The following is a 23,986-nucleotide window of genomic DNA, read 5'->3' as shown; positions in this document are numbered from 1 at the left end:
CGGGTTTGAAATAGTGAAAAAGCTTAATTGTTACAACAAGGTAAGAACTGTGACAAAAAAATGGCGCTCAATGAGCGCCATTTAAAATGCAAAAAGATTAATAAAAACTGATGTTAAGATTTTTATCTAGTTTTTGATTAAGTTTTACTTCTCGATATTAATTACTCTTCGATTTCCTCTTCGGAAGTAAGTTCGATAGGTGCTAATAATAGGCTACGTAACTTACCTTCTAAATCTTTCGCCATTGCAGGGTTTTCAGCAAGGTATTTAGTAGCATTTGCTTTACCTTGACCAATTCTTTCGCCCATACAGCTATACCAAGCACCTGCTTTTTCAACCATCTTGTGCTTAACACCAAGATCGATTAATTCGCCTAAACTGTTTATACCTAAACCATATAAGATTTGGAACTCTGCTTGTTTGAACGGAGGAGCGATCTTGTTTTTAACCACTTTCACGCGAGTTTCGTTACCAGTGATCTCATCACCTTCTTTAACTGCACCAATACGACGAATATCAAGACGAACCGACGCATAGAACTTAAGCGCATTACCACCTGTTGTAGTTTCTGGATTACCAAACATTACACCAATTTTCATACGAATTTGGTTGATGAAAATAAGCATGGTATTTGACTGCTTAAGGTTACCAGTAAGTTTACGCATTGCTTGCGATAACATACGTGCTTGTAAACCCATGTGCGAATCTCCCATGTCACCTTCAATTTCTGCTTTTGGTGTAAGAGCTGCAACTGAATCGACTACGATTACATCAACGGCGCCAGAGCGGCTTAACATATCAACGATTTCCAATGCTTGCTCACCAGTGTCAGGTTGCGACACTAATAATTCATTAATATCTACACCAAGCTTCTCAGCATAAATAGGATCAAGTGCATGCTCAGCATCAACAAAGGCACAAACTTTACCGTTACGCTGTGCTTCAGCGATAACTTCAAGCGTTAACGTGGTTTTACCACTTGATTCAGGACCGTAAATCTCAACAACACGTCCCATCGGTAAACCACCAGCACCTAGCGCCACATCCAAGGCTAAAGAACCTGTTGAAATAGTTTCAACTTCCATACTGCGGTTATCACCAAGTTTCATGATAGAACCTTTACCAAATTGTCTTTCAATTTGACCTAGCGCTGCTGATAACGCCTTTTCTTTATTTGCGTCCATTGTAGTCTCCGATTTGTAATCTTTTTATCCAGTAGTTACGAAACAGTATACTGTATAATCGTACAGTATCAACTGGATTTTTTATTTATTTTAAAATAAAACACAACAAAAACGATAAAACATTGATATTTAAAACATTTATCTTATTACTATTTTCCCACCAAGGAGAATAATGTTTAATTAAACAGTGAATAATTTAAAAACACTGTAAATAGATAGTCATTTTATACAGTAGTTTTACAGTAAATCTTTTGCATTTTATTTGATAATTAATTGCAACTTACTTTGCGCTTAGTTAGATATTATTTTAACATCGTAACTCTAACGCGTATTGGGTAAACACATCACTCGAAAGTTCTGGATATACCGGGTTAATAACGGCTATTTTCAACTTTCCTGACTGATATCACAATAATAATTTTCATGTTTTTAAAAACGTTAATAAATACAAAAGCTAATCAATGACAGACGACCTTTTTACCAATAGCAATCACACACCGATGATGCGCCAATATTTAAAAATCAAAGCAGAATTTCCAACAATTTTGATGTTTTATCGCATGGGTGATTTTTACGAACTATTTTTCGATGATGCAAAAAAAGCATCAGAGCTTCTTGATATATCTTTAACTGCCCGCGGAAAAACCGGTGGTAACGCAATTCCAATGGCCGGTGTACCCTATCATGCAGTAGAAAATTATTTAGCTAAGCTAGTGAAGCTTGGCGAATCGGTTGCTATTTGCGAGCAAATTGGCGACCCGGCAACCAGCAAGGGTCCAGTCGAGCGAAAAGTAGTCCGTGTTGTTACCCCTGGTACTATTTCAGATGAGGCTTTGTTAGAAGATAAACAAGATAACTTATTAGTTTCGGTATTTGCATCTATAGCTAAACTTGAGCAGCAAAAATTTGGCATTAGCTATTTAGATATGAGTAGTGGTCGCTTTGTAATTTGCCAGCCTGAAACATTAGAACAGTTACAGGCCGAGTTACAGCGACTTTCACCAGCAGAGTTATTATATCCAGAGTCTTTTGAACACTTGGATATAGTGCAAGTATACAAAGGCAGTCGCCGTCGCCCAGATTGGGAATTTGACTTAGACACCAGTTTTAAAGTTCTAAATCAGCAATTCAATACCAAGGAATTATCAGGCTTTGGCGTTGATGATTACCCGTATGCTCTGCAAGCTGCAGGTTGTCTTTTACAATATGTAAAAGATACTCAACGAACCGCCCTACCACACATTCGAGACATAAAAGCGCAAGCTTATGCTCAAGGTGTAATTTTAGATTCTGCAACGCGAAAGAATTTAGAATTAACTCAAAACCTTTCCGGTGGCATAGAAAATACCTTAGCTGCGGTATTAGATAAATCCGCATCGGCGATGGGCTCTCGACTGTTAAAGCGTTGGCTGCATTTTCCACTTAGAGACATTGAAACCTTAGAGAATCGACAACAAGCTATCAGCGGTATTATTGACGAAGACTTATACACCGATTTGTTCGACAGTATCAAGAACATTGGTGATATCGAACGAATTATTGCCCGTATTGCACTTGGTAGTGCTCGTCCAAGAGACTTCGCAAGATTGAGAAATGCGCTCGGTATTTTGCCAGAAGTAAAACAATTACTTGGTGTAAGTAAACAAAGTTATTTGCAGCAATTGGCCAAATTGGCGGCACCAATTGATTCGTTAGAAAAATTACTATTTGATGCGGTAATCGAAAATCCACCGGTATTGATACGCGATGGTGGTGTTATAAAAGAAGGCTATAACAGTGAGTTAGATGAACTTCGAAACCTTAGCCAAGGCGCAACAAACTTTTTAAGTGAATTAGAAGTTCGTGAGCGCGAGCGCACTGGTATTCCAACATTAAAGGTGGGATACAATAAGGTGCATGGCTTCTTCATTGAGATCAGTCGTGCTCAATCTTCACAGGCGCCTGATGAATACATTCGTCGTCAGACATTGAAAAACAACGAACGTTTTATTACTGATGAACTTAAACAACATGAAGAAAAAGTGCTATCGGCTCAGTCTAAGTTTTTAGCTTTAGAAAAACGCTTATATGAAGAGCTATTTCAATTGACCGCGCCGTATATAGAACAACTGCAAAACTTAAGTGATGCGATATCAACGCTCGATGTATTAAATACCTTTGCTGAGAGAGCAATAAGTTTAAACTATCAAAAACCAACTCTTACTGACAACCCAGGTATTCATATAGATGCCGGTCGACATCCGGTTGTTGAATTCGTTAGTAAAGAAGCATTTATTGCAAATCCGGTAGAATTGTCAGACCATCGTCGTATGTTGATCATAACAGGGCCTAATATGGGCGGTAAATCAACTTACATGCGTCAAACGGCATTGATCACGCTATTAGCCCATGTTGGTAGTTTTGTACCGGCAGAGCGCGCCGAGATAGGCATCGTTGATCGTATATTTACCCGAATCGGCGCTTCCGATGATTTGGCAAGTGGTCGCTCAACGTTTATGGTGGAAATGACCGAAACAGCCAATATTTTGCATAATGCCACAGATAAGTCTTTGGTATTACTTGATGAAATCGGTCGAGGTACCAGTACCTATGATGGTCTATCATTAGCCTGGGCTTGTGCTGAGTACTTAGCGGTGAACTCAAATGCCTTTACTTTATTTGCCAGTCATTACTTTGAATTAACTGAGCTCGCCACGCAAATGGAAGGCCTTGCCAACATTCATTTAGATGCGATTGAACATAACGATTCAATTGTCTTTATGCACGCTGTACAAGAAGGCGCCGCAAGTAAAAGTTTTGGTTTACAGGTTGCGCAACTTGCAGGGGTACCAAAAGCGGTTATTAATCGCGCCAAACAACGCTTAGCGGAATTAGAATCTCAACAAACTGCAACCATTGTTTCTACGCCACAGCAATTACAGCCTGATTTAATCGCTCAAGAGCACCCAGTGGTAAATGATTTAAAAGCGATAAATATAGATGATATAACGCCAAGAGAAGCGATGGATTTGTTATTTGAATTAAAGGCGAAACTATAGTTTCAAGGTAGTTTTCAAAATAACGTTTTCACAACACAAAAAAAACCAGCTTTAAAAAGCTGGTTTTTTATTGCTATTAGGATTTATGCTTGGAATAGCGCTTCAATCGATAAGTCTTGTGCAGACAAAATATCACGCAAACGTTTTAACGCTTCAACTTGAATCTGTCTTACACGCTCTCGAGTTAAACCAATTTCATGACCAACATCTTCTAATGTCGCAGGTTCATAACCAAGAAGACCAAAACGTCTCGCTAACACTTCACGTTGTTTCGAGTTAAGTTCATTTAACCAGTGAACAATGCTTTGTTTGATATCATCATCCTGCAGATCTGATTCTGGACCTTGACTTTTCTCGTCAGCAATCACATCTAACAGTGCTTTATCTGATTCACCACCAAATGGTGTATCAACCGATGTTATGCGCTCGTTTAGCTTAAGCATTTTACTTACGTCAGCAACAGGCACATCTAATTTTTCAGCAATTTCTTCAGCTGTTGGTTCATGATCAAGCTTTTGAATAAGTTCACGAGCAGCACGTAAATAGACGTTAAGCTCTTTTACGACATGAATAGGTAAACGAATAGTGCGGGTTTGATTCATTATCGCACGTTCAATGGTTTGGCGTATCCACCAAGTAGCATAAGTAGAGAAGCGGAAGCCTCTTTCAGGGTCAAATTTTTCGACGGCGCGGATCAGGCCTAAGTTGCCTTCTTCGATTAAGTCTAATAATGGTAAACCGCGATTATTGTATCTTCGTGCAATCTTAACTACGAGTCGGAGGTTACTTTCAATCATTCGGGCTCGTGACTTTTCACAACCTTTTAATGATTTGCGAGAAAAATATACTTCTTCTTCTGCGCTTAATAATGGTGAGAACCCAATCTCACTTAAATACATTTGAGTTGCATCTAAGTTAGATGATGTTTCTTCTGTTGCAAGTTTTTCATCTTTTTTTGTTGCTTTTGCTTTAGGTGCCGCTTTTGCTTTTGGCGCTGCCTTTGCTTTTGTTGCAACTTCCTTCACTTTTACCATTGTAATCTCCCAATAACTTCATGGTTTATTATTCACTTAAACTGTCACTTTCTAGCCTCTTATTTTTTCGGAAGATACCTTGTTGGATCGACCGATTTGCCCCTAAAACGGATTTCAAAATGCAACATGGTTTTATCCGTGCCCGTGTTGCCCATTTTCGCGATTACCTGACCGGTTTTCACCGATTCTTGCTCTTTAACAAGCAAGGTTTCATTATGCGCATATGCACTTAGATAGTCATCATTGTGCTTTATTATTATTAGATTGCCATAACCGCGTAATGCGTTACCTGCATAGACTACAAGGCCTTCAGCAGCAGCTTTCACTGGCTGATTCAGCTCACCGGCGATATCCACGCCCTTGTTACCCTGTGCAGAATTGGAAAAACTCGATATAATTCGACCATTTACAGGCCACACCCAATTTTTCACTTTTTGTGTCAGAGAAGGCACCTTTACCTTGGTGAATTTTCCGCCACTGTCTCCACCATACTCCCCAGATTTATCATTTGCAACATTTTTGTAGTCACTTTTTAGCTCTTTATTAACATTTTTAGTTTTATTTTTGCCCTTATCACTGGTCGGGCCTTTTGTACTGCTTGTTTTAGCAGTTAATGATATTATTTGCCCAGGATAGATATTGTAAGGGGCAGAGATATTATTAATATTGGCTAGTGTCCTAACATCTTTACCTGCACGCCAGGCGATAGAATATAAAGTTTCACCTTTTTTTACGGTGTAACTATCGGCTGTAAGGGTATTTTTAGTTTCAACTTTTGTAGGAACAGAACCACTTAAACTAACCACTGGCGCAGGCCTTGTTCGTTGCGAACAGGCAGAAATTACCAGCAATAACAATATAAGAATTATTACTGGCAAAAAATGGGACCTAATGTTGGTTATGTAACTCATTGATAATATAGTTTTAAATAGGTTTTAAATAATTATAGAATTAACTAAATACAAGATAAGCAATAACCGCAAGGATCACGACTGACCAACCGATAACGTCAATACTATTACGCAATTTAGCTTCCATTTTCGGGCCGCCAAACTTAATCAGTCCTGCGACTAAAAAGAAGCGCATACCACGACCAACTGCAGAGGCTATCAAAAATGGCAAAAATAGCATCTGCATAAAGCCGGCACTCAACGTAAATACTTTATATGGAATAGGTGAAAATCCCGCTAAAAACACCACCCAAACACCGTATTCTTCAAACCAAGCCATGGCATTTTCAAATTTATCCATGTAGTTAAATTCAATTAAAACAGGCTCAATCAGCGGTTCAAACATTAGATAACCTAATAAATAACCAACTACACCACCAAAAACAGATGAAATCGTCGTAAGTGTGGCATATCTCCAAGCTTTCTCAGGCTTTGATAGCACCATAGGTGCTAATAATACGTCTGGCGGGATTGGAAAGAACACCGATTCGGCAAACGTTAACACCGCTAAGACCGCTGGCGCTAAACGATGCTCAGCCCAACGTAATGTCCAGTCGTAGAGTTTAGTAAAAATCTTCACAGTAGGTCACCTGGTACAAGTGGCACAAACCGAACCGCTTCGATTTGTTGACTAATAAACTGCTCACCATCTCGGGTGATTAGCTTTAACACTTGTGATTCATTACCGACCGGTATGATTAAACGCCCACCATCAGTTAATTGCTCTAACAACTGCTGTGGTACTTCACTGGCAGCAGCAGTAACAATAATTGCCTTATATGGTCCTTTATTTGCCCAACCTTTCCAACCATCACCATGTTTCATTGAGACATTATGAAAGTCTATCTTTTGTAGCTTACGTTTCGCTTGCCACTGTAACGATTTAATTCGTTCTACCGAATAAACCTTAGTAAACAGCTGTGCCAAAATCGACGTTTGATAGCCTGAACCTGTGCCTATTTCTAGAACATTGTCATTCACGCCTTGTTGCAGAATCAATTCCGTCATTTTGGCAACGATATAAGGTTGTGAAATAGTTTGCCCTTGACCAATCGGCAACGCGGTATTGTCGTATGCTTTGTGTGCCAGTATTTCCGGAATGAAAATGTGTCTAGGACTATTGGCAATCGCTTGCAATACTCGTGTATCTTTGATCCCAGCCACTTGCAATTGTTGCGCTAGCAAAGTACCACTTCGCTGTGATTTGCCTGCCATACGTTGTACCATCATATTTCTACTTCACTCATCCATTCTGTCATTTGCTGCATACTTTTATAGGCAGTCATGTCTATTGTAATTGGTGTAACCGACGCATAACCTTCACTGATTGCATGAAAATCTGTACCTGGCCCACAATCTAATTCGCTACCTAAAGTACCGTACCAATATATATCTCTGTTCCAAGGGTCTCGCATCTTTTTCATTGTTTCTGCTTTATGGCGATGCCCTAAACGCGTCACTTTGATTCCTTTTAATTGCGCCAAAGGAACATCCGGTACATTGATATTAAGAATTTGATCGCTCGGTAACGGGTGCGCTTTTAATCGCTTAATAATACGAGCGGTAACAATTGCAGCAGTCTGATAATTGGCTTCACTTTTACCACAAATAGACACCGCTATTGCCGGCATTCCCATATGTCGTCCTTCAGTGGCTGCTGCAACGGTACCAGAGTACAACACATCATCCCCCAAGTTCGCACCATTATTAACACCAGCGACCACTAAATCTGGTTGGCCATCAAATAATTGACTAATACCTAAATGAACCGAATCTGTTGGCGTACCATTAACCGAGACAAAACCGTTATCTAAGGTATCCGCTCTTAACGGGTTTAATAACGTTAAAGAGTTACTTGCACCACTGCAATTTCGGTCTGGAGCAACCACTAATGTATCGGCAAAAATACTGAGTTCATCATTAAGTATTTTTATGCCTAAAGCATTTACGCCGTCATCGTTACTGACCAATATCTTCATCATAATTTAGATCACTTATGTTCAACGTTTACGCGCTGTGAAACATCTTGATATTGCAACAATTCGCGTAAAACTGTGGTTGCAAAGCATCCTGCAGGTAAAAAGAATGACAATACTAAGGTATTGTCATCGCTATCGTCTGCACCATGAGAAAGGCTGCCATTTGAAAGGTTTAAACGCATGCTGCGACGCTCTTGTTTTAAGCCAAACTTAATGAGTCCGCGGCATTGTTCCGCATACTGCTCAGCAAACTTTGTTTCGAATTCGTTTGCTTGCAGCTCTGACTTTAACTCCCCTGCTCCCCATAAAGGCGCACTGATATTAATTTCTTGGTCTTTTAATCGCGTTAAAATCAGATCATCAATTTTGGTTTCACAAAAAATTGAACGACTACTACCTAAAGTAAACACATCACCGTTGAACGGCGTATCAAATGTATTATTAGCAATTCGAGTTGATACAAACTGATTAAAGATAAAAGAGCGAGTGGCTGATAAATAAAACCCACGCTTTTTCTTATCGTTAACACGTTTTCCTGCAAACATTTGTTTGGCAAGCGTTAAGTTATTACCGTTAATACCAAAGCGCTGTTCGCCGAAATAATTCGGTACGCCGTGCTGTTGTACTTTTTGCCAACGCTGCTCTACTTCAGAAGCGTCAGATACATTTCTAATAGTCAGTTCAAAACGATTACCAATTAACGCGCCTGTTTTAAGTTTTTTATTGTGGCGCTGGTACGATAATACTGTTACCCCGTCGATGTTTAGATCGGACAAATCATATTCAGCTTTACCTGGCAGGTGTACACCAAAATATTGCTGGGTTACAGCATTTCTATCTTTTAAACCGGCATAGGAAACCAGTCGTTCTTTTACCTTGAAATATTTCGCCAGCTCGCGAGCAACAAATACGGTATTGGCGCCAGTTTTTTCAATATGAATAATTAAATGCTCGCCTTCACCACACGGCTCAAACGGTAATAATTCAAAAACTTTAAAATCATCAGCGGATGTTCTTATGTCACCAGTGGAGCTTGGTTGTCCAAAAAGATACGATAACGGAGCAATGGCGTTTTCTTTAGCACTATCACTGTCCATATCATTTTTGGCGTTATCAACTTGCTCAGACATTAACAACAATCCTGCGAGCTTTCTTTGAGCAAAGCAACAGCGTGGACTGAAACGCCTTCTTTTCGACCAACATAACCAAGCTTTTCGGTCGTCGTTGCTTTTACATTAACATTATCGATATCTGTATTTAGGTCTTCGGCTAATACGTTACGCATCGCCAATAAGTGTGGCGCAATCTTTGGCGCTTGCGCAGCAATCGTAATGTCTACATTGCCAACTTTATAGTTTCTTTCATGCATTAACGAAACCACATGACGGAGCAATATACGGCTCGAAATGTTTTCATAATCGCTATCGGTATCCGGGAAATGATTGCCAATATCCCCTAATGCTAGTGCGCCCAAAATTGAGTCACATAATGCATGAATCGCGACATCGCCGTCAGAATGAGCAACAAACCCTTGCTCGTAATCAATCTCTACGCCACATAAAACTACCGGACCGTCGCCGCCAAATTTATGCACATCAAAACCATGACCTATACGCATGTGCCCTCCTGCTCGGATAATATAAATGCCGCTAAATTTAAATCGCCAGGTCGAGTGATCTTTATATTGTCTTCTCTACCACTAACAATATGACTTTCGATACCAGCGCTTTCAATTGCTGAAGATTCGTCGGTAATTGCGACACCTTGTTCGCTCGCTTGTTGCATTGCCGATTTTAACTGACCACATAAATACATTTGTGGCGTTTGTGCATGCCATAAGTTATTGCGTTCAGTTGTATGCAAAATTTCCAAATTATCATTACTGCGCTTCATCGTATCTTTAACCGGAGTTGCCAAAATAGCGCCGACTCCAGTTGATGTGCAGTGGCCAATTAAATTACTGATATCAGCATGACTTACGCAAGGTCTTGCAGCGTCGTGTACCAATACCCAATCGTTATCAGCAACCTGATTTATGCCTGCAAAAACCGAGTCGCTGCGCTCGGCACCACCAATAACAGTAAAAACTCGCTGATCTGCAGCAATGTCTAATGAATGAAAGATGTCATCATCGGCACTTAATACGACAATGACTTTTTCTATTTGAGGATGGGAAAGTAGTCGCGTTAATGTGTGCTCAATAATGCGCTTATTGTTAATGGTTAAATACTGCTTGGCGATATCGCTTTGCATGCGTTTGCCACTACCTGCACAGGGAACTACAAGAGTAAATGCTGTTTGATTCACGTTAATTTAAATCCATTCTCAAATCATTATTGGTCGGTGTTAATAACCCGGAAAAAGGTTTCACCATCTTTGATCATCCCTAGTTCATTGCGAGCTCGCTCTTCAATTGCTTCTAAACCATTTTTTAAATCATCTATGTCAGCATAGATAAGTTTGTTTCGTTGATTTAGTTTTTCATTTTGGGCAATTTGATGGGCAACACTTTCTTGTAATTCTAAATAATCAGACACACTGTTTTTGCCGAACCAAAGTCGGTATTGCAAGAGCAATAGAAAGATAAACAGCGCTGCGGTGATTATTCGCATAATGGATTTTTATTATTAAAATAGTATTAACATTATAAATACCACGATCTGCAAGTCCATCATTAATTATAAAATTGCGCACGAATTAACAGAAAAATAACCGCTAAATAGGGTTTAAAGTAAAAATAAAGGACTTAAGTCAGTTCAGAGAAGATATTCTAGCGTTTTAACGAGATTGGCATTTTCATATTTCGCCAATTGATTTGGCATGACAATAACAGCTCTCTAAGAGATAGCGTTGAAGGTGATGTTCTACGCTCACCATTGCCCTGCCATTGATGACCACTGCATGCGGCGGCGAGAACTTTTTTGGTAGGTTTCAATAACGCAAAGCTTTCATCTTTATGCAGGTTTTCGTGACTAAGTTCAAACCAGCCACAATAATTGCTGCGAAAACGTTTGTTCTCATTATCTACTCTATCGATACAGTCGATAATTATACGCTGAGTTTGGTTTTCGTGAACCACAACTGGAACGACCAATCCCAATGCCAAATCGTTGTTCAAATACCATTGACGCACGGATTCAACATCTTGTTCTTTAACCGGCAATTGTTTGGCTTGCTTTTGCGACCAACTGGCATTTTGCAAATCTAACAATAGTGGCGAGTCGACCGCTAACATTGAACCAGCAGTGCGCTTGATGTAGTGAGCGAGACTTTTAAGGCGCGCTTGCACTTGCGCTGCAGAATTGAATTCCGCATTGGCCAATATATTTAATTCTCGCTCATACAAAGCATTACACAGTTCAGAGAACTGCGGCGAATGTAATGTATGTTGAGATAATAAATCTTGTTCCATAAGGCTCAATACGACCAATCTAGCTTATTGATTAATAACTAATATTGCTAAGTTTATATAATTTTTAACCAGCTTGGTAGTTTTGTGAGCAAATGAAGGTTAATTACAATGCAATTGTTGTCATGAGCTTGAGTTTCAATTTTTAAATTGCCGACTTTATTGCAATAGTGCCTTATTTAATATGAGGTAGCAGCTTGGCTAATAGCATTGTTTTGATACTTAAAAATACGATTATAGATTTTCTTACTTATAGTGAAGGTTCATGCGGCCTATCTGAAAGATTCAATCTGAGACAGGATCGTAAATTCGACTATTCATATAACTTAATATTATTTAAATCATGTAAATTAATGAATTTTAAAGAACTTTATATTCACCATTAAAGTCTTAATAAATATTAATGTCAAATTTAAGATATTAATTGAGAATATTATTAATGCGTTTCAGTTCACAAATTGCAAACATTGAATATGAATGTTATAGTTCACACATTGTGAACTATAAAGAAATACTAATGCACATAATATCTAGAAAGCCTTTTAACGATGCAATAAAAAAGTATCCGAATGACGCTAAAGCACTACTTGATACTTATAATGCGTTAAAGAAAAATGAATTTAAAACACCAGAACAGTTAAAGCAGATATTCTCTTCATTAGATAATTTCAAATATGTCGACAAATGGTATGTGATAGATATTGGTGGAAACAATTTAAGATTAATTGCTTTTATTGAGTTTAGAGATCAACGCATGTACATAAAGCACATTTTTACACATGCAGATTACGACAAATTTTGTAAGAAATATTCATAGGAGTATAGATATGTTAAATACAGCGCAATTAAAGCATCAAGCTAAGATTTTATTTGATAGTGTTAGTTTTCTTACTCACATTGAAAATGAATCTGAATATAATGCTGCCTTAGAACTTATGGATGAATTAATTGATGATTATGATGACCAAAAACCTTTAATTGATTTACTTTCTTTAGCCATTAATGAATGGGAAGAAAATTCAAATGAATTTAAATTATTCAACCATGAAATAGAAAAGCTTGATAATGGGCTTTCTGTTTTAAGAGTATTAATAGAGCAGCATGGCTTAAATACCACAGATTTTAAAGAAGAAATTGGTGGGAAAAGTATGGTTTCTATGATTTTAAATGGTAAAAGGAAACTATCCTTAGAGCACATTAGGGCCTTATCAAAACGATTTAATGTTGCTCCACAAGTCTTTATTTAAGTTCTGTTCCTCCCTTTTAAATAGATTGTGATTTGATCAAACCACAATCTATGTTATTTTATAATCTATTAAAGTTCTTTAAAAACCAAGTAGTTAGCTTGATTAAAGAGTGTTAATTCATATGAACGGCAGAATCTACGATCCAAACCTTGGCCGTTTCATGAGTGTTGATCCGTTTATTCAATCACCAACGAATACGCAATCGATTAATGGTTATTCTTACATTATGAATAATCCCATTATGGGAATTGATCCTACAGGATATGAATCAGAACCTGTTTTAGGGAAAGACGGAGATGGAAATGTCTACAAGCAAGTTGATGGTGAATGGGTTCGTATAGAAGGGGCAAGTAACTGGAATGATCTGCCAAATGTTTCAAACGGTAGCGGCATTAGTTCACTTGGGGCATCAGGCTTATCTTTTAACGAACAAATAACAAAACAGAACGCAGCTACAGTAAAGGCTTTGAATGATTCTGAGGCAGCTAAATATTTAGAGAGTGAGGATGATGGGGCAAGAGCTGAATACCATGCCCTGAAATTTGATGATGGAGTTTTAACAAGCGCCAGCATAGTATGCAGCTACGCTTGTCGTCTTGATGCCGGAACTAAATGGTATGAGTTAATGGAAGGGCAAAGGCAACTTCGAGACTCCATTCAAAGTGGGCAAATGGAAGGGTTTTCATTAACTGGAGCTGTTGCGGCTACTCCTTTTCTTGCTACTCCTCTTGTTGCGAAAGGAGCAGCAGCAGCTAGTGCGTACGCTAGTGCTTCACCTATGGTAAAGTTTTTAATATTGGAATTAGGTATGATCGGTATTGAACTTGCCAATCAATCAGCATTAAAAAAATTAGATAACCACAATATTGAACAAAGAAATCTAAAATCAAATGGATTAAGAGTTATTTACATGCTTAACAAAAGAGGAAAGATTGTAGCGCTCATAAAGAAAGCTATAGACTAATTTTAAATGAAAATCACTTTTAATAACTATTTAGGGATAACAGGATTAATTGCATTAAGCTTTAGCCTTGCAATTGTACTGACAAAAAATTTGGATCAAGCCTTAGTTGTAACAACTCTAATAAGCTTGGGAGTAATGACTGTGTTTTATTATTTAAGCACTTCCATTAAAGGTAATGATTTCTCATCAGAAACAGATTTTTCAATGCTTTGGGTTTGCGCATTAGTTATTATTTTAGAAGTTAATATTAGCGGTAATATTTACACTAAACTTTCCGGGATATGTTTATTCCTAGGTCCACACTTACTCCTTACACTAATAATGGATGATAAATGGCCTATTACGAAAATTTCGGATAGAAATGAACTAACTATTGTTAACTATATCACAATATTAGTCGCTTTAATAATTGCAGTAATTGGGGTGTACTTTATTTGGATTGGCAAATGGGGAGTTATAGAAAGTGCGATCACTTTTATAACTAGTTAAGTTGTGAAATGATTTATGGAAAGTAAAAATTAAATTGGAATTATAACTAAGTGGGCGAATTGAAATCCGCCTACTTAGATTCATATGAACGGCAGAATCTACGATCCATAGTTAAGAAAACTTCTAAATTCAAGATACCTAAAAAGCCCCGTTAATTGGTCACTCATAGAGCTTTTTAAGTATCGGTTAACGAGCATGTTACTTGGCTAACTGTATGCTATCTACGTCTATTTCAACTGGCTCATTAAAGCTGGTATCCACTTCACCAGAAATAATGACTAAATCATTTTCTGAGACTTCAACACCGCGCCAATCTTTGTCATCTATTTCAATAACAGCCGTTCCTGTTTTATCTTTAAATAGATACTTTTCATTACCAATCGCTTTGCTAATATACCCTTTCATTGTAACGAATGTATCGTCATCGGCTACTATTGCTTCCGCAACAGGCGTGATAACCATATCGCTAGGTCCTGTGAAACCACCTCTCTTTGCAGTGTCAGTTGCGGCACATGCTGATGTGCTAAGTGCCAATAAAGCTATTGTAAAAATTGATTTGTTCATGATGTAATCCTTAAAGGTTTTGAGTTCAGGCTATTTAATGCCAATAAAATTAAAGTATGTGTTGATTAAAAGTAATACGATGCGCTGATGTTAAATTGTGTATTGCTAGCTATCGAATCTTGTTGATATTTAACGTTTGCACCAAGATTTAAGTTGTCCCATACGTTATATTCCAGACCGACACTAACGATTCCGCCAAATGCATCATCGTCATTGCTGCTTTTAGCTACAGGGATATCAATATCCATAACGTCAAGTACTGAGTCGTACTCTATTTCGTATGAACTAGAAAATTCATACTGGGTATAAGTAATTCCTAAACTTGCTTTTAAGGTAAGATTTTCGCTTAGGGGGTAAAAATAAACTGGTTTTAGCGCAAATTGATTGGCATCAAATTCTGCGTCGAGTTCTTGTTCAACAACGATGCCTTGGTTAAGTTCTTTGTTTGTAATAGAGTCCTCGCTTGAAAATTGACTGTAAGAAAACTCTACAGCCCAATTGTTTTCAAACTTATAACCGATAAAACCACCAATTACGGTATCTGAACCTTCTGGAGTAATGTCAATAGCACCATCTTTAGAGGTGATTGATTCTTCACTTTTTACGTCTGCAGTGCCAGCTTCAATACCAATGTATGTATTTGCCAATGCAGCAGGCGAGAGTAGTGCGATAAATGGAATAATTTTTTTCATGTTATGTCCTCATTAGTTTCAATGAGGAGCATCTTATACAATCAAATGTGAAGTGTTCGTGAAAGCTTTTATTTAATTTTAATTTCTTTAAAGTTTATCTTGGCAATGTAATCATTTTGATTATTTTCGCTATAAAAACTCCAGTTCATAACGTCACATATACGAGCTACAATCACTAAGCCAACTCCATAGCCAGCGTTATCTATATCATGGCCAGCATGATTATTACGTATAGTCAGTTCAGGAAAACCTAATGTTATTTCAATATCGCCATTGGCATAACTAAATGCATTTTTTAATAAATTATTGATTACAATCACAACAAAACTTAATGGTGAATAAATTGTTCCTGAGTTCACTATATTTAAATTTACACCGACGTTTTGAGACAAAAATACAGGCTTTAGATTTTCAATTTGTAGCTCTATGATGTCTGTCAGTTCACACTCCTGATAATGTATTTTCTCTATTTCTTCTTTACCGAGTAATAAAAAAGTGTCCGTAAGTAGGCGCATTTCATTACTAGCCTGTTGTAGTCTAGTAACAGCTTTTTTTGCCAAAGGGTTTTCGTTATGTAGCTTTGCCAATATATCTGAAGATCCTTGCACAACCATAATTGGAGTTCGCAATTCATGCGAAGCAAAACGACTAAAATCTTTCTCTCTAATAAAGTAATCATTAATATGATGCTTTGTGTTTAGTAGTGTTTGTTCTATATCTTGAGTTTCAGAATAGCGACTATTAACAGCAAAGTCTGGATGCTCCATTGATGTTAGCTTTACTTTCTCCTGAATATTATTTAATACACTACTGATACTTCGAGAAAAATAGAGGCTATATAAAATAGTCAAACCGATAAATAAAGCACCAGCAGTTATGGTAAATATATGTAAAGCGTCTTCATATGGGTCTAAATAGTCGTCGGCGTCGTCTTTAAACACCACATATAACAATCCGTCTCCAGACGGATGGAATTCAACAATAAAGTGTTTATCTTCAGTCCCTCTCAACTCTTCAAAAAAACCTTGCTCTTTATATTTATTTAGCCATGAAGGAACTGTGCGTTCACTCCAATAAGTGGAGTATTTTAATGGGTTAGGTAGTGGCGTTTTTTCCCCTAGCATAGCGTATTGTTGATTATACAATTTGGCCGCAGAATCTAAACTATGATGTAAGCTTATAACCTCTAACTGATCTTCAACTATGTACATGGTCCCGATAAAAAACACAGTTACCATAAGCACTAAGAAGCTAAAGCCGCGTTTAATTTTTGTAACTAAACTAGGTGCGCTAATAATATTATTGGATTCGATAACCTTTACCATGAACTGTCTCTACTCTATTTTCAGTAAATTTCTTATCAATTGCATTACGAATCACATACATATGACTACGTAATGCGTCAGTATCCGGCGAGTCATCTCCCCAAACAGCCGATGATAGTTTAGACTTAGAAACAATATTCGGTGCTGATCGCATTAATTCCGATACTATTTTTAGCTGTAAATTTGAGAGTTTTATCGGGTTTCCGTCTCTGGTTAACTCTCCGGTTTGAACATCGAACTCTAAATCTTTATAGGTAAGCTTACCAATATCAGTTCGCCCTCCTCGACTAGATAGTGCCAACAATCGAACATACAATTCGTCCAATGAAAAGGGTTTTACTAAATAATCGTCACCGCCACTTTTAAATGCGGTTAACTTGTCTTCAATTGTATCTTTCGCAGTAAGAAATATTATCGGAGTATTGCATTGCAATACTTGCCTGATGTGTGAAACGGTACGTATACCATCAAGTTTTGGCATCATAATATCCATAACGATTACGTCATAACTATTGTCAGCGACAAGCTCCAATGCAGATTCGCCATTATAGGCAAAATCAACCATAACATCATACAATAGCAGGTAGTCGCCAATGGACTCTGCAATATTAAAGTTATCTTCAACTATCAAAACATCCAAAATATATTATCTTTTTCGTTTAGCAATATTATTTATATTAGCAAAAAATTAGCACTTTAGCGTTTTCAATTGTAAAAAACACAGCCCTATAACTTATTGATTTAAAAATCGTTATTTTAACTTTTCAAAAACGTAATTAGACAGCGTTTTCTATACCCTAGCTGCTTAACGCAGTAACCTAAGAATTGCCCAAGGCCTATATTTATACTTATAAAAAAGCCTGCAAAAATTAATTTGCAGGCTTTTTAAGTTTTATCTAGAACTAGCTTTTATTTCTTCGACTCTTTATTTTTAACGACAATCGAAGCTGTGAGTATTTTTAACTCTTCTTTAGTTCTGCCTGATTGACTACCTTGTGCTTCAATCGCAGAAAGTGTTTCAAAACCATTAGTAACTTTACCAAATACGGTGTGCTTATTGTCTAACCAGCGGGTTTCTTTAAAGGTGATAAAAAATTGCGACCCGTCAGTTCCTGGGCCGCGATTGGCCATTGAAAGAATGCCAGGTTGGTTGTGACGAGCTGCTTTATGAAACTCACCATCGTATTGATAACCTGGGCCCGATTGACCAGTCCCCATTGGATCACCACCTTGCATCATAAAACCAGGCATAACGCGGTGGAATTTAAGATCATTATAAAATCCAATTTCAGTTAGAAACATCGTACTTGAAACATGCATTGGTGCATATTGTGGTAACAACTCAATCTCGATTGGACCTTTGTTGGTCACCATTTCCCAATAATAACTTTTGTTTTCTGCAAAGCTAAGTTTTGGTGGTAAGCTTAAATTTCTTTTCCAATTAGGCTCAGATTTATCAATTTTTAATGTCGCGATGTGCTGTTGCAAAGCACTCGATGCAGGGTCATTGTCAAACGCAACGCCGATAAGCAACGCTAGTACACAAATAACATAGACATAAGTAATTTTTAAAATAAATGGTTTCATTAATAAACTCTTTTAATGATGGAGATAACTGATTTAATTAGTATAAAGCAAAAGAATGCAGATACATATACAGGGATAAAAATCATTCAATTATATTTTGCGATACATGGTCTTTTAGGTCTGGAAACATTTGCATAAATGCGTCGTGATAATGTTGGTAATGTTGCTCTACTTCTTCGATTGCGCCATGCAAATTATTCTCAAACCGAATACGTTTTGACAGATTATCTATTGCCCTTCCTGTCATCTCAAGGTGTTGATAACTGCTGAGCCAATCTTGCTCTGCCATTTTAGTTACCACAAATTGCATCCGCGGTGGCATATGGTCGATAACTGACAACAGTTGTTGATAGCAATGTTGATTAAAATCGCTAAACTTTTGATCGCTAAATAAATGCCAATGTTTCGCTAAAAAATGATCAAAGACAACATCTGAAATAATGCCAGAAAATCGCTTTCGTTTATCAGTTAATAGTGGTTTTAATTGTCGAACCGCATGATGGTTGTCGGTAAATTTATCAACAGAGCGATGGTTTTTAATACCCTTTTGTATCTCTATAGGTAGCGACTGTATGTCAAGACCGCGGGTAAAGTCGCCCATTAAATTGCCCGCCAATGAATAGCTGTTTGGTTTTGCTAAATATAAATGTGCGAGATAATTCATGGTAAGGGTCTTAATCAAATGTGACGTGTTGAATGCTATCTAAGCTTTAGAATCATCGTTTTATGATCGCACAGGTTAGCAATTTTTGAATGTCGCAGTTTTAAATCTTCAAATCCCAAAGAATGATATAACTTATCTGCACCATCATTGGCTTTTGCCACATCGAGTGTCAACGATTGATAACCTTGTCGCTGTGCTTTTTCTTTTGCCCAAGCGATGAGTTGAGTTCCTATACCTGTGCCTCTTTGCTCAGGCGTTACGCCAACATGAGCGATATATAGACTGTGTTGAATTGGTTTTGGTATCAATCGTTCAATAGACAACCCACGCAGTAATACCGGTATTGAACGCCAGCCATAATATTGAAATATTTCTTTTATACACGGCAGCTCCATAGCGTTTAATTGGTTGCGATCAAAACAAGCAATGGATGCGACTACAGTTTCATTCTGCTCGGCTACATAATGATTTTGAAAGCCAAATTGGCATTGCCCTTTTTTAAAGCTCTGCTTGAGGAAATCCATGCCATCACTAAACACATAGTCAAAGGCAATCGGTCCAGAGCTATAAATGCAAGGTACAACAACATCAATGTCGTTGACATTAGCGGGGCGAATCTCGACTGATGACATTACTATTCCTTTGCTGTTTGGGCTTCTGAGCTATTACCGAGTTTTTGTTTTATTTTGATACTTTATATTTTGTGAAGCAATTATTTAACTCATATCGAGTTCAATATCGGTACAACCTTTAAGGCAATAAATACACGACTTCTTGCCTTGTTCAGGGGTTTGCAGTTTCAAAATTTGGCCACAAGTTTTGCACTTTACATCACGTCCCTGAGTAATTTTTTTGATTATGGCTTTTTGGTCGTTAAATGATTTAGCGGTGAGTTTATTAAGTTTTGAAAAATCTACTGACATGATTTAGGCTCGAAAATTACGGCGCGCAAACATACCCACCGCATAAATAAAAATACCAATATTATTGAGGAGGACAATACCAGCCATCGTAAACACCATCGAATTTGCGAGCATGTGTTTCCAATAACATTTGATAGCCAATAATATTATCGTAACTTGCTGGCATTTCAGGGTAGGCGGTAATTTCCCATGGGTTTTCCGGGTTTTCTAAATAAGGACAAAATGAAAGTTTTTGATTGTTCGCCAATAAAACACCGCCAAATTCCAGTGCTTTTTCCTGACTAGGAAATATTACTGAAAATTGTATTTCTCTTGGCTGAAGCAGATCATCACCTTCTAACGCCATATGCCACAACATATTGCCATTAGGGTCGGTCGGAAATTTCGCTAGATCTCTTGTCACAATTCACCTCTTTTTCGTTTGAAATCTATATAAGCCTATAACTTCTAACGCTTTTCTAACATTCTTATTGCACTTAGAATAAGCTTAGCAGTTTTTTTTAATTTTGGTTAGCTTGGTCCAATACTCTACTTAAGGTAAATCGTTCACCACTAAGTAAATGTTCATAAGTAAAGGTTTGCTCATTTAATTCGAGTACTTTATAAGCTTGATAATTGTCTTTATTTAGCGGGTCCGCGTCATATTCTTGGCCATTTTCCACTTCCGCTTTAGTGATAGTAAAGTGAATATCCTTTACCAATCCCCAATCACCTACTTCCGATATTTCATCCACAATTGTGCCTTCCATATCGTAGGTAAAAAATGTAAAAACAAAACGACCATCCGCTAATATCTGAGCATATTCGCTAAAGTGTTCAGTGCCATTTTGTTCACTGCGGTGCCAATTGCCAATTAATTGCTGTCGTTCAAACATATTTTTGGTCCAGAGCTAAAATTTTGCCATAGAGTAGCAAATATTTTAGCTCTTTATCGACTAATTCCAGCTATTGAACTTAGTAAGGTTGATTTACATGCAGTTTCAACGCGATAATCAGCCTATAAATAACGCGCGTCATTATTAACGTTAATTATTTAAATTAACGATCAAAATAAACCACAAAAGTTAAATAACACTATGAAAAATTATAAATTGTTATCACTCACTAATATCGCTATCGCAGCGTCATTAAGTGTTTCTATGGTACTACCAAGCATCGCTGCAGAGTCGAACTCTTCTCAGCAACGACCGCTTGAAGTAACTGACATAATGAAGTTTAAAGAAATCAAAAAGCCAGCGTTAACCGACAATGGATTATGGTTATCTTACACTGCAACACCGGATAGAGGTGACAGCAGTTTTCATATTAAAGCTATCGATGGTAGCAAAGCTTATGATATTGAACTTGCTAGCAAAGGCATCATTTCAGCTGACGGCCGTTTTGCCGCGATAACAATCAAACCATCTTTATTGTCTGTTGAAATGGCGAGTAAAGACGAAAAGAAAAAACTTAAAGATGGACTAAAAGTAATTGAGCTTGCCAGCGGTAAAGAAACTGATTTTGACAAAGTTGAAGACTTTCAACTAAGTGACAACTTTGGTTATGTCGCGGTGTTAACTAAAGCCGCAAAAGATGAGAAATCAGCAGATGAAAAGCCTACTGAAGAAAAAGCAGCAGCCGAAGATGAGCAAGAACCAGTCAAGCTGTTTAATAAAAAGCGCATTAACAAAGTACTTACCCTGGTAAATTTAAGCAATGGTGAACAACTGCAAATTGATGATGTAGACAGCTTTAGTTTCTCTCCGAAAAAATCTGTTCTGGTTTACAGTACGTCGACCGAAGACGGCAAAGCCAATGGCCTATTTGCACGTAACTTAAAATCTCAAAAAACGCTTACATTAAATGCTGCTGAAAATGCTAGTTTCGAGCACTTTAGCTGGAAAAAAGACGGTGAAAGCATTGCCTATATCCAAGGCGATTTTAGTGAAGAGTTAGAGCAACGCGCGCACAGCGTAGCTATTTGGGAAATTGATGAGTCAAAACCCGAGAAACTTCCAAAAGCAAATAAAGGCTGGTTTGTAAGTTCGGTAAACAAGCTTACTTGGTCTAAAGATGGTGAACGATTGTTCTTCGGACTAAAACCAATGCCAATTGAAGTTGAAGAAGTTGACCCTAAAATTGAAAACGAAGCAGATCTATACGATGTTGCCAAGTTAACAGACAAGCGTGGTTTACAAATATGGCACGGCGACGACGCGCTTATTAAAACCAATGAAAAATATCAAAATGGTAAAGACAAAAAAGCCTTCTTTACTGCGGTTTACCATGTTGATGATGAAGAGTTAGTACAACTTGCAAACAGCGAGATCATTTATGTGAAAGCAACAAATAATGAAAACGCAGTTATCGCTAGCTCAGATTTAAAATACCGTAAGTTAAGAACATGGGAAGGCTTTTTTAGTGACTTCTATATTGTCGATTTAGAAACCGGTAAACCATCACTGATCGCTAATAAGTTAAGTAGTTACACTGACGTTAAACTTAGTGAGTCTGGTCGCTACGCAGCCTATTACCAAGACACGCATTACTGGGTATATGACCGAGACAAGAACAAACGATATAACCTAACTAAAACTCTACCGGTAAGTTTTGCCAATGAAGATCACGATTACCCATCGAAAGTACCAGGTTACGGTATTGCGGGTTGGTTAGAAGACGATGAAGCGGTGTTGATATATGACAAGTTTGATATTTGGAAATTGTCATTAAATGCGAAAAACAGTGAATGTTTAACCTGTGAAGTGGGTCGCCCTAACAGCAAACAATTTCGTGTAAATACATTGGATCGTGAGCAAAGCTACTTTAGCGATGAGCAAACGTTATTGTTAACAAGCTACAACGATGATTTAAAAAACTTTGGATTTTACCAATTAAACTTAGCTAATGGTGAGCTGGTAAAACAAGTAGAAGAAAACAAAAAATATAAGTTCATAGCGAAAGCTAAGAATGCAGACGCACTGCTATATTCCCGCGAAGATTTTAATGAATTCCCTGATTTGTGGGTTTCAGATTTAAACACAGCAAGCGGTAAAAAACTTACCGATGTAAACCCTCAAAAAGATGACTTTTTATGGGGTACTCCTGAATTAGTTGATTGGCGTTCAAATAATGGTGTTAAGCATCAAGGTATTTTGATCAAACCAGCAAATTATGTTGAAGGAATGCAATACCCTGTTGTTGTTTATTACTACCGTCGTTTCTCACAACGTATGTATGAATTTAACCAAATGAAAGTTAATCATCGCCCTAACTTCCCATTTTATACGTCAAATGGCTACGCGATATTTCTACCTGATGTACATTTTGAAGTAGGAACGCCGGGTCACTCGACCAATAAATCGATTCTACCTGGCCTACAAAAAATCATTGATATGGGTGTTGCAGACAAAGACGCTATCGGTCTTCATGGCCACAGCTGGAGTGGTTACCAAACATTGCACGCTATCACTGAAACCAATCTATTTGCCGCGGCAGTATCAGGTGCTCCGGTTTCAAATATGACCAGTGCCTATTCAGGCATTCGTTTAGGTACAGGTCTTGCTCGTCAATTCCAATACGAACAAGGCCAAAGTCGTATCGGTGCAAGCCTATTTGAACGTCGCGATTTATACATTGAAAACTCGCCAGTATTTTTTGCCGACCGCATTACTACTCCTCTGTTAATGCAGTTTGGTGATATCGATGACGCTGTGCCATGGCAACAAGGTGTTGAAATGTATATGGCGATGCGTCGCTTAGAGAAAGAAGTGATCTTGTTGCAATATGAAGGTGAGCCGCATCACTTGAAGAAATATCCTAACAAGGTCGACTACACCATCAAAATGAAAGAATATTTTGATCATTACTTAAAAGGCGCTCCGGCAACTAAGTGGATGACTGATGGTGAAGCATATCGTCAGAAAAAAGATTAATTTTTCTATTTTTAATCTATGATTAC

Annotated in this window: 27 protein-coding genes; 6 read left to right on the top strand and 21 right to left on the bottom strand. The window is 37.7% G+C overall.

Annotation, left to right across the window (positions count from 1 at the left end; genetic code table 11):
- Window positions 1–161 precede the first annotated feature (161 nt).
- Window positions 162–1,184, bottom strand: a complete 1,023-nt coding sequence (gene recA / locus LT090_RS03970; protein ID WP_068546088.1) for a recombinase RecA — start codon at window positions 1,182–1,184, stop codon at window positions 162–164.
- A gap of 461 nt (window positions 1,185–1,645) precedes the next feature.
- On the opposite strand from recA, the gene mutS reads away from it, so the two are divergent.
- Window positions 1,646–4,222 carry a DNA mismatch repair protein MutS gene (mutS, locus tag LT090_RS03965; protein ID WP_068546089.1) on the top strand — a complete coding sequence of 859 codons (2,577 nt, stop codon included), beginning with the start codon at window positions 1,646–1,648 and terminating at the stop codon, window positions 4,220–4,222.
- Between the two features lie 83 nt (window positions 4,223–4,305).
- On the opposite strand, the gene rpoS is transcribed toward mutS, so the two are convergent.
- The 10 genes from rpoS to LT090_RS03915 all read right to left on the bottom strand — a co-directional run bounded on the left by rpoS (window position 4,306) and on the right by LT090_RS03915 (window position 11,597).
- Window positions 4,306–5,256: an RNA polymerase sigma factor RpoS gene (gene rpoS, locus LT090_RS03960; RefSeq protein ID WP_082897133.1), complete on the bottom strand. Its 951-nt coding sequence runs from the start codon at window positions 5,254–5,256 to the stop codon at window positions 4,306–4,308.
- 59 nt (window positions 5,257–5,315) lie between these two features.
- Entirely contained in the window at window positions 5,316–6,062 is a 747-nt protein-coding gene (locus LT090_RS03955) for a peptidoglycan DD-metalloendopeptidase family protein (protein ID WP_226996522.1), read from the bottom strand.
- Between the two features lie 145 nt (window positions 6,063–6,207).
- Window positions 6,208–6,786, bottom strand: a complete 579-nt coding sequence (locus tag LT090_RS03950) for a YqaA family protein (protein ID WP_068546091.1) — start codon at window positions 6,784–6,786, stop codon at window positions 6,208–6,210.
- Window positions 6,783–7,433, bottom strand: a complete 651-nt coding sequence (locus LT090_RS03945) for a protein-L-isoaspartate(D-aspartate) O-methyltransferase (RefSeq protein ID WP_198360676.1) — start codon at window positions 7,431–7,433, stop codon at window positions 6,783–6,785. The genes LT090_RS03950 and LT090_RS03945 overlap by 4 nt, the downstream gene beginning before the upstream one ends.
- Window positions 7,433–8,185 carry a 5'/3'-nucleotidase SurE gene (gene surE / locus LT090_RS03940; protein ID WP_068546163.1) on the bottom strand — a complete coding sequence of 251 codons (753 nt, stop codon included), beginning with the start codon at window positions 8,183–8,185 and terminating at the stop codon, window positions 7,433–7,435. The genes LT090_RS03945 and surE overlap by 1 nt, the downstream gene beginning before the upstream one ends.
- Before the next feature lie 11 nt (window positions 8,186–8,196).
- The gene (truD, locus tag LT090_RS03935; protein WP_226996521.1) at window positions 8,197–9,315 is read right to left on the bottom strand and encodes a tRNA pseudouridine(13) synthase TruD; all 1,119 of its coding nucleotides are present in this window, start codon (window positions 9,313–9,315) and stop codon (window positions 8,197–8,199) included.
- A complete protein-coding gene (ispF, locus tag LT090_RS03930) occupies window positions 9,315–9,803 on the bottom strand; it encodes a 2-C-methyl-D-erythritol 2,4-cyclodiphosphate synthase (protein ID WP_068546092.1) in 489 nt (162 codons plus the stop codon). The genes truD and ispF overlap by 1 nt, the downstream gene beginning before the upstream one ends.
- A complete protein-coding gene (ispD, locus tag LT090_RS03925; RefSeq protein ID WP_198360674.1) occupies window positions 9,794–10,492 on the bottom strand; it encodes a 2-C-methyl-D-erythritol 4-phosphate cytidylyltransferase in 699 nt (232 codons plus the stop codon). The genes ispF and ispD overlap by 10 nt, the downstream gene beginning before the upstream one ends.
- Window positions 10,493–10,518: 26 nt before the next feature.
- Window positions 10,519–10,797 (bottom strand): cell division protein FtsB, encoded by a 279-nt coding sequence (gene ftsB / locus LT090_RS03920; protein WP_068546094.1) that lies wholly within the window; start codon window positions 10,795–10,797, stop codon window positions 10,519–10,521.
- Window positions 10,798–10,955: 158 nt separating this feature from the next.
- Complete coding sequence (locus LT090_RS03915; protein ID WP_082897134.1) at window positions 10,956–11,597, bottom strand: hypothetical protein; 642 nt, start codon at window positions 11,595–11,597, stop codon at window positions 10,956–10,958.
- 514 nt (window positions 11,598–12,111) lie between these two features.
- On the opposite strand from LT090_RS03915, the gene LT090_RS03910 reads away from it, so the two are divergent.
- From LT090_RS03910 to LT090_RS03895, 4 genes are all read left to right on the top strand, one after another.
- Window positions 12,112–12,411, top strand: coding sequence for a type II toxin-antitoxin system HigB family toxin (locus LT090_RS03910; RefSeq protein WP_068546096.1), 300 nt, complete (start codon window positions 12,112–12,114; stop codon window positions 12,409–12,411).
- 10 nt (window positions 12,412–12,421) lie between these two features.
- On the top strand, window positions 12,422–12,841 hold the full coding sequence (locus LT090_RS03905; protein WP_068546097.1) for a helix-turn-helix domain-containing protein: 420 nt from the start codon (window positions 12,422–12,424) through the stop codon (window positions 12,839–12,841).
- A 121-nt stretch (window positions 12,842–12,962) separates the two neighbouring features.
- The gene (locus LT090_RS03900) at window positions 12,963–13,805 is read left to right on the top strand and encodes an RHS repeat domain-containing protein (protein WP_068546098.1); all 843 of its coding nucleotides are present in this window, start codon (window positions 12,963–12,965) and stop codon (window positions 13,803–13,805) included.
- A gap of 6 nt (window positions 13,806–13,811) precedes the next feature.
- Window positions 13,812–14,294, top strand: coding sequence for a hypothetical protein (locus tag LT090_RS03895; protein WP_068546099.1), 483 nt, complete (start codon window positions 13,812–13,814; stop codon window positions 14,292–14,294).
- A 198-nt stretch (window positions 14,295–14,492) separates the two neighbouring features.
- Here LT090_RS03895 and LT090_RS03890 read toward each other — a convergent pair whose 3' ends face one another.
- The 10 genes from LT090_RS03890 to LT090_RS03845 all read right to left on the bottom strand — a co-directional run bounded on the left by LT090_RS03890 (window position 14,493) and on the right by LT090_RS03845 (window position 20,924).
- Window positions 14,493–14,858 (bottom strand): YgiW/YdeI family stress tolerance OB fold protein, encoded by a 366-nt coding sequence (locus LT090_RS03890; protein ID WP_068546100.1) that lies wholly within the window; start codon window positions 14,856–14,858, stop codon window positions 14,493–14,495.
- Window positions 14,859–14,923: 65 nt separating this feature from the next.
- Window positions 14,924–15,550 carry an AcfA family outer membrane beta-barrel protein gene (locus LT090_RS03885; RefSeq protein ID WP_068546101.1) on the bottom strand — a complete coding sequence of 209 codons (627 nt, stop codon included), beginning with the start codon at window positions 15,548–15,550 and terminating at the stop codon, window positions 14,924–14,926.
- A 68-nt stretch (window positions 15,551–15,618) separates the two neighbouring features.
- A complete protein-coding gene (locus LT090_RS03880) occupies window positions 15,619–16,875 on the bottom strand; it encodes an ATP-binding protein (RefSeq protein ID WP_068546102.1) in 1,257 nt (418 codons plus the stop codon).
- Window positions 16,850–17,515, bottom strand: coding sequence for a response regulator transcription factor (locus LT090_RS03875; RefSeq protein ID WP_068546103.1), 666 nt, complete (start codon window positions 17,513–17,515; stop codon window positions 16,850–16,852). Before LT090_RS03875 ends, LT090_RS03880 begins: the two co-directional genes overlap by 26 nt.
- A gap of 269 nt (window positions 17,516–17,784) precedes the next feature.
- Window positions 17,785–18,462: a peptidylprolyl isomerase gene (locus LT090_RS03870; RefSeq protein WP_068546104.1), complete on the bottom strand. Its 678-nt coding sequence runs from the start codon at window positions 18,460–18,462 to the stop codon at window positions 17,785–17,787.
- Window positions 18,463–18,544: 82 nt separating this feature from the next.
- Complete coding sequence (locus LT090_RS03865; protein WP_068546105.1) at window positions 18,545–19,126, bottom strand: acyl carrier protein phosphodiesterase; 582 nt, start codon at window positions 19,124–19,126, stop codon at window positions 18,545–18,547.
- Between the two features lie 35 nt (window positions 19,127–19,161).
- Window positions 19,162–19,758, bottom strand: a complete 597-nt coding sequence (locus LT090_RS03860; protein ID WP_082897135.1) for a GNAT family N-acetyltransferase — start codon at window positions 19,756–19,758, stop codon at window positions 19,162–19,164.
- Window positions 19,759–19,842: 84 nt separating this feature from the next.
- Complete coding sequence (locus LT090_RS03855; RefSeq protein ID WP_068546106.1) at window positions 19,843–20,049, bottom strand: hypothetical protein; 207 nt, start codon at window positions 20,047–20,049, stop codon at window positions 19,843–19,845.
- 61 nt (window positions 20,050–20,110) lie between these two features.
- Window positions 20,111–20,452 carry a ribonuclease E inhibitor RraB gene (locus LT090_RS03850; protein ID WP_068546107.1) on the bottom strand — a complete coding sequence of 114 codons (342 nt, stop codon included), beginning with the start codon at window positions 20,450–20,452 and terminating at the stop codon, window positions 20,111–20,113.
- 97 nt (window positions 20,453–20,549) lie between these two features.
- Window positions 20,550–20,924 carry a hypothetical protein gene (locus LT090_RS03845; RefSeq protein ID WP_068546108.1) on the bottom strand — a complete coding sequence of 125 codons (375 nt, stop codon included), beginning with the start codon at window positions 20,922–20,924 and terminating at the stop codon, window positions 20,550–20,552.
- 201 nt (window positions 20,925–21,125) lie between these two features.
- Between LT090_RS03845 and LT090_RS03840 the strand changes: the two genes are divergently transcribed.
- Window positions 21,126–23,960, top strand: coding sequence for an alpha/beta hydrolase family protein (locus tag LT090_RS03840; protein WP_068546109.1), 2,835 nt, complete (start codon window positions 21,126–21,128; stop codon window positions 23,958–23,960).
- The last annotated feature ends 26 nt before the right edge of the window (window positions 23,961–23,986 follow it).

Origin of the sequence: Thalassotalea crassostreae (genome assembly GCF_001831495.1) — a bacterium.
Lineage (GTDB): Bacteria > Pseudomonadota > Gammaproteobacteria > Enterobacterales > Alteromonadaceae > Thalassotalea_A > Thalassotalea_A crassostreae.
The sequence above is the reverse complement of the archived record's forward strand: the minus strand, read 5'-3'. Positions and strand labels throughout refer to the sequence as shown.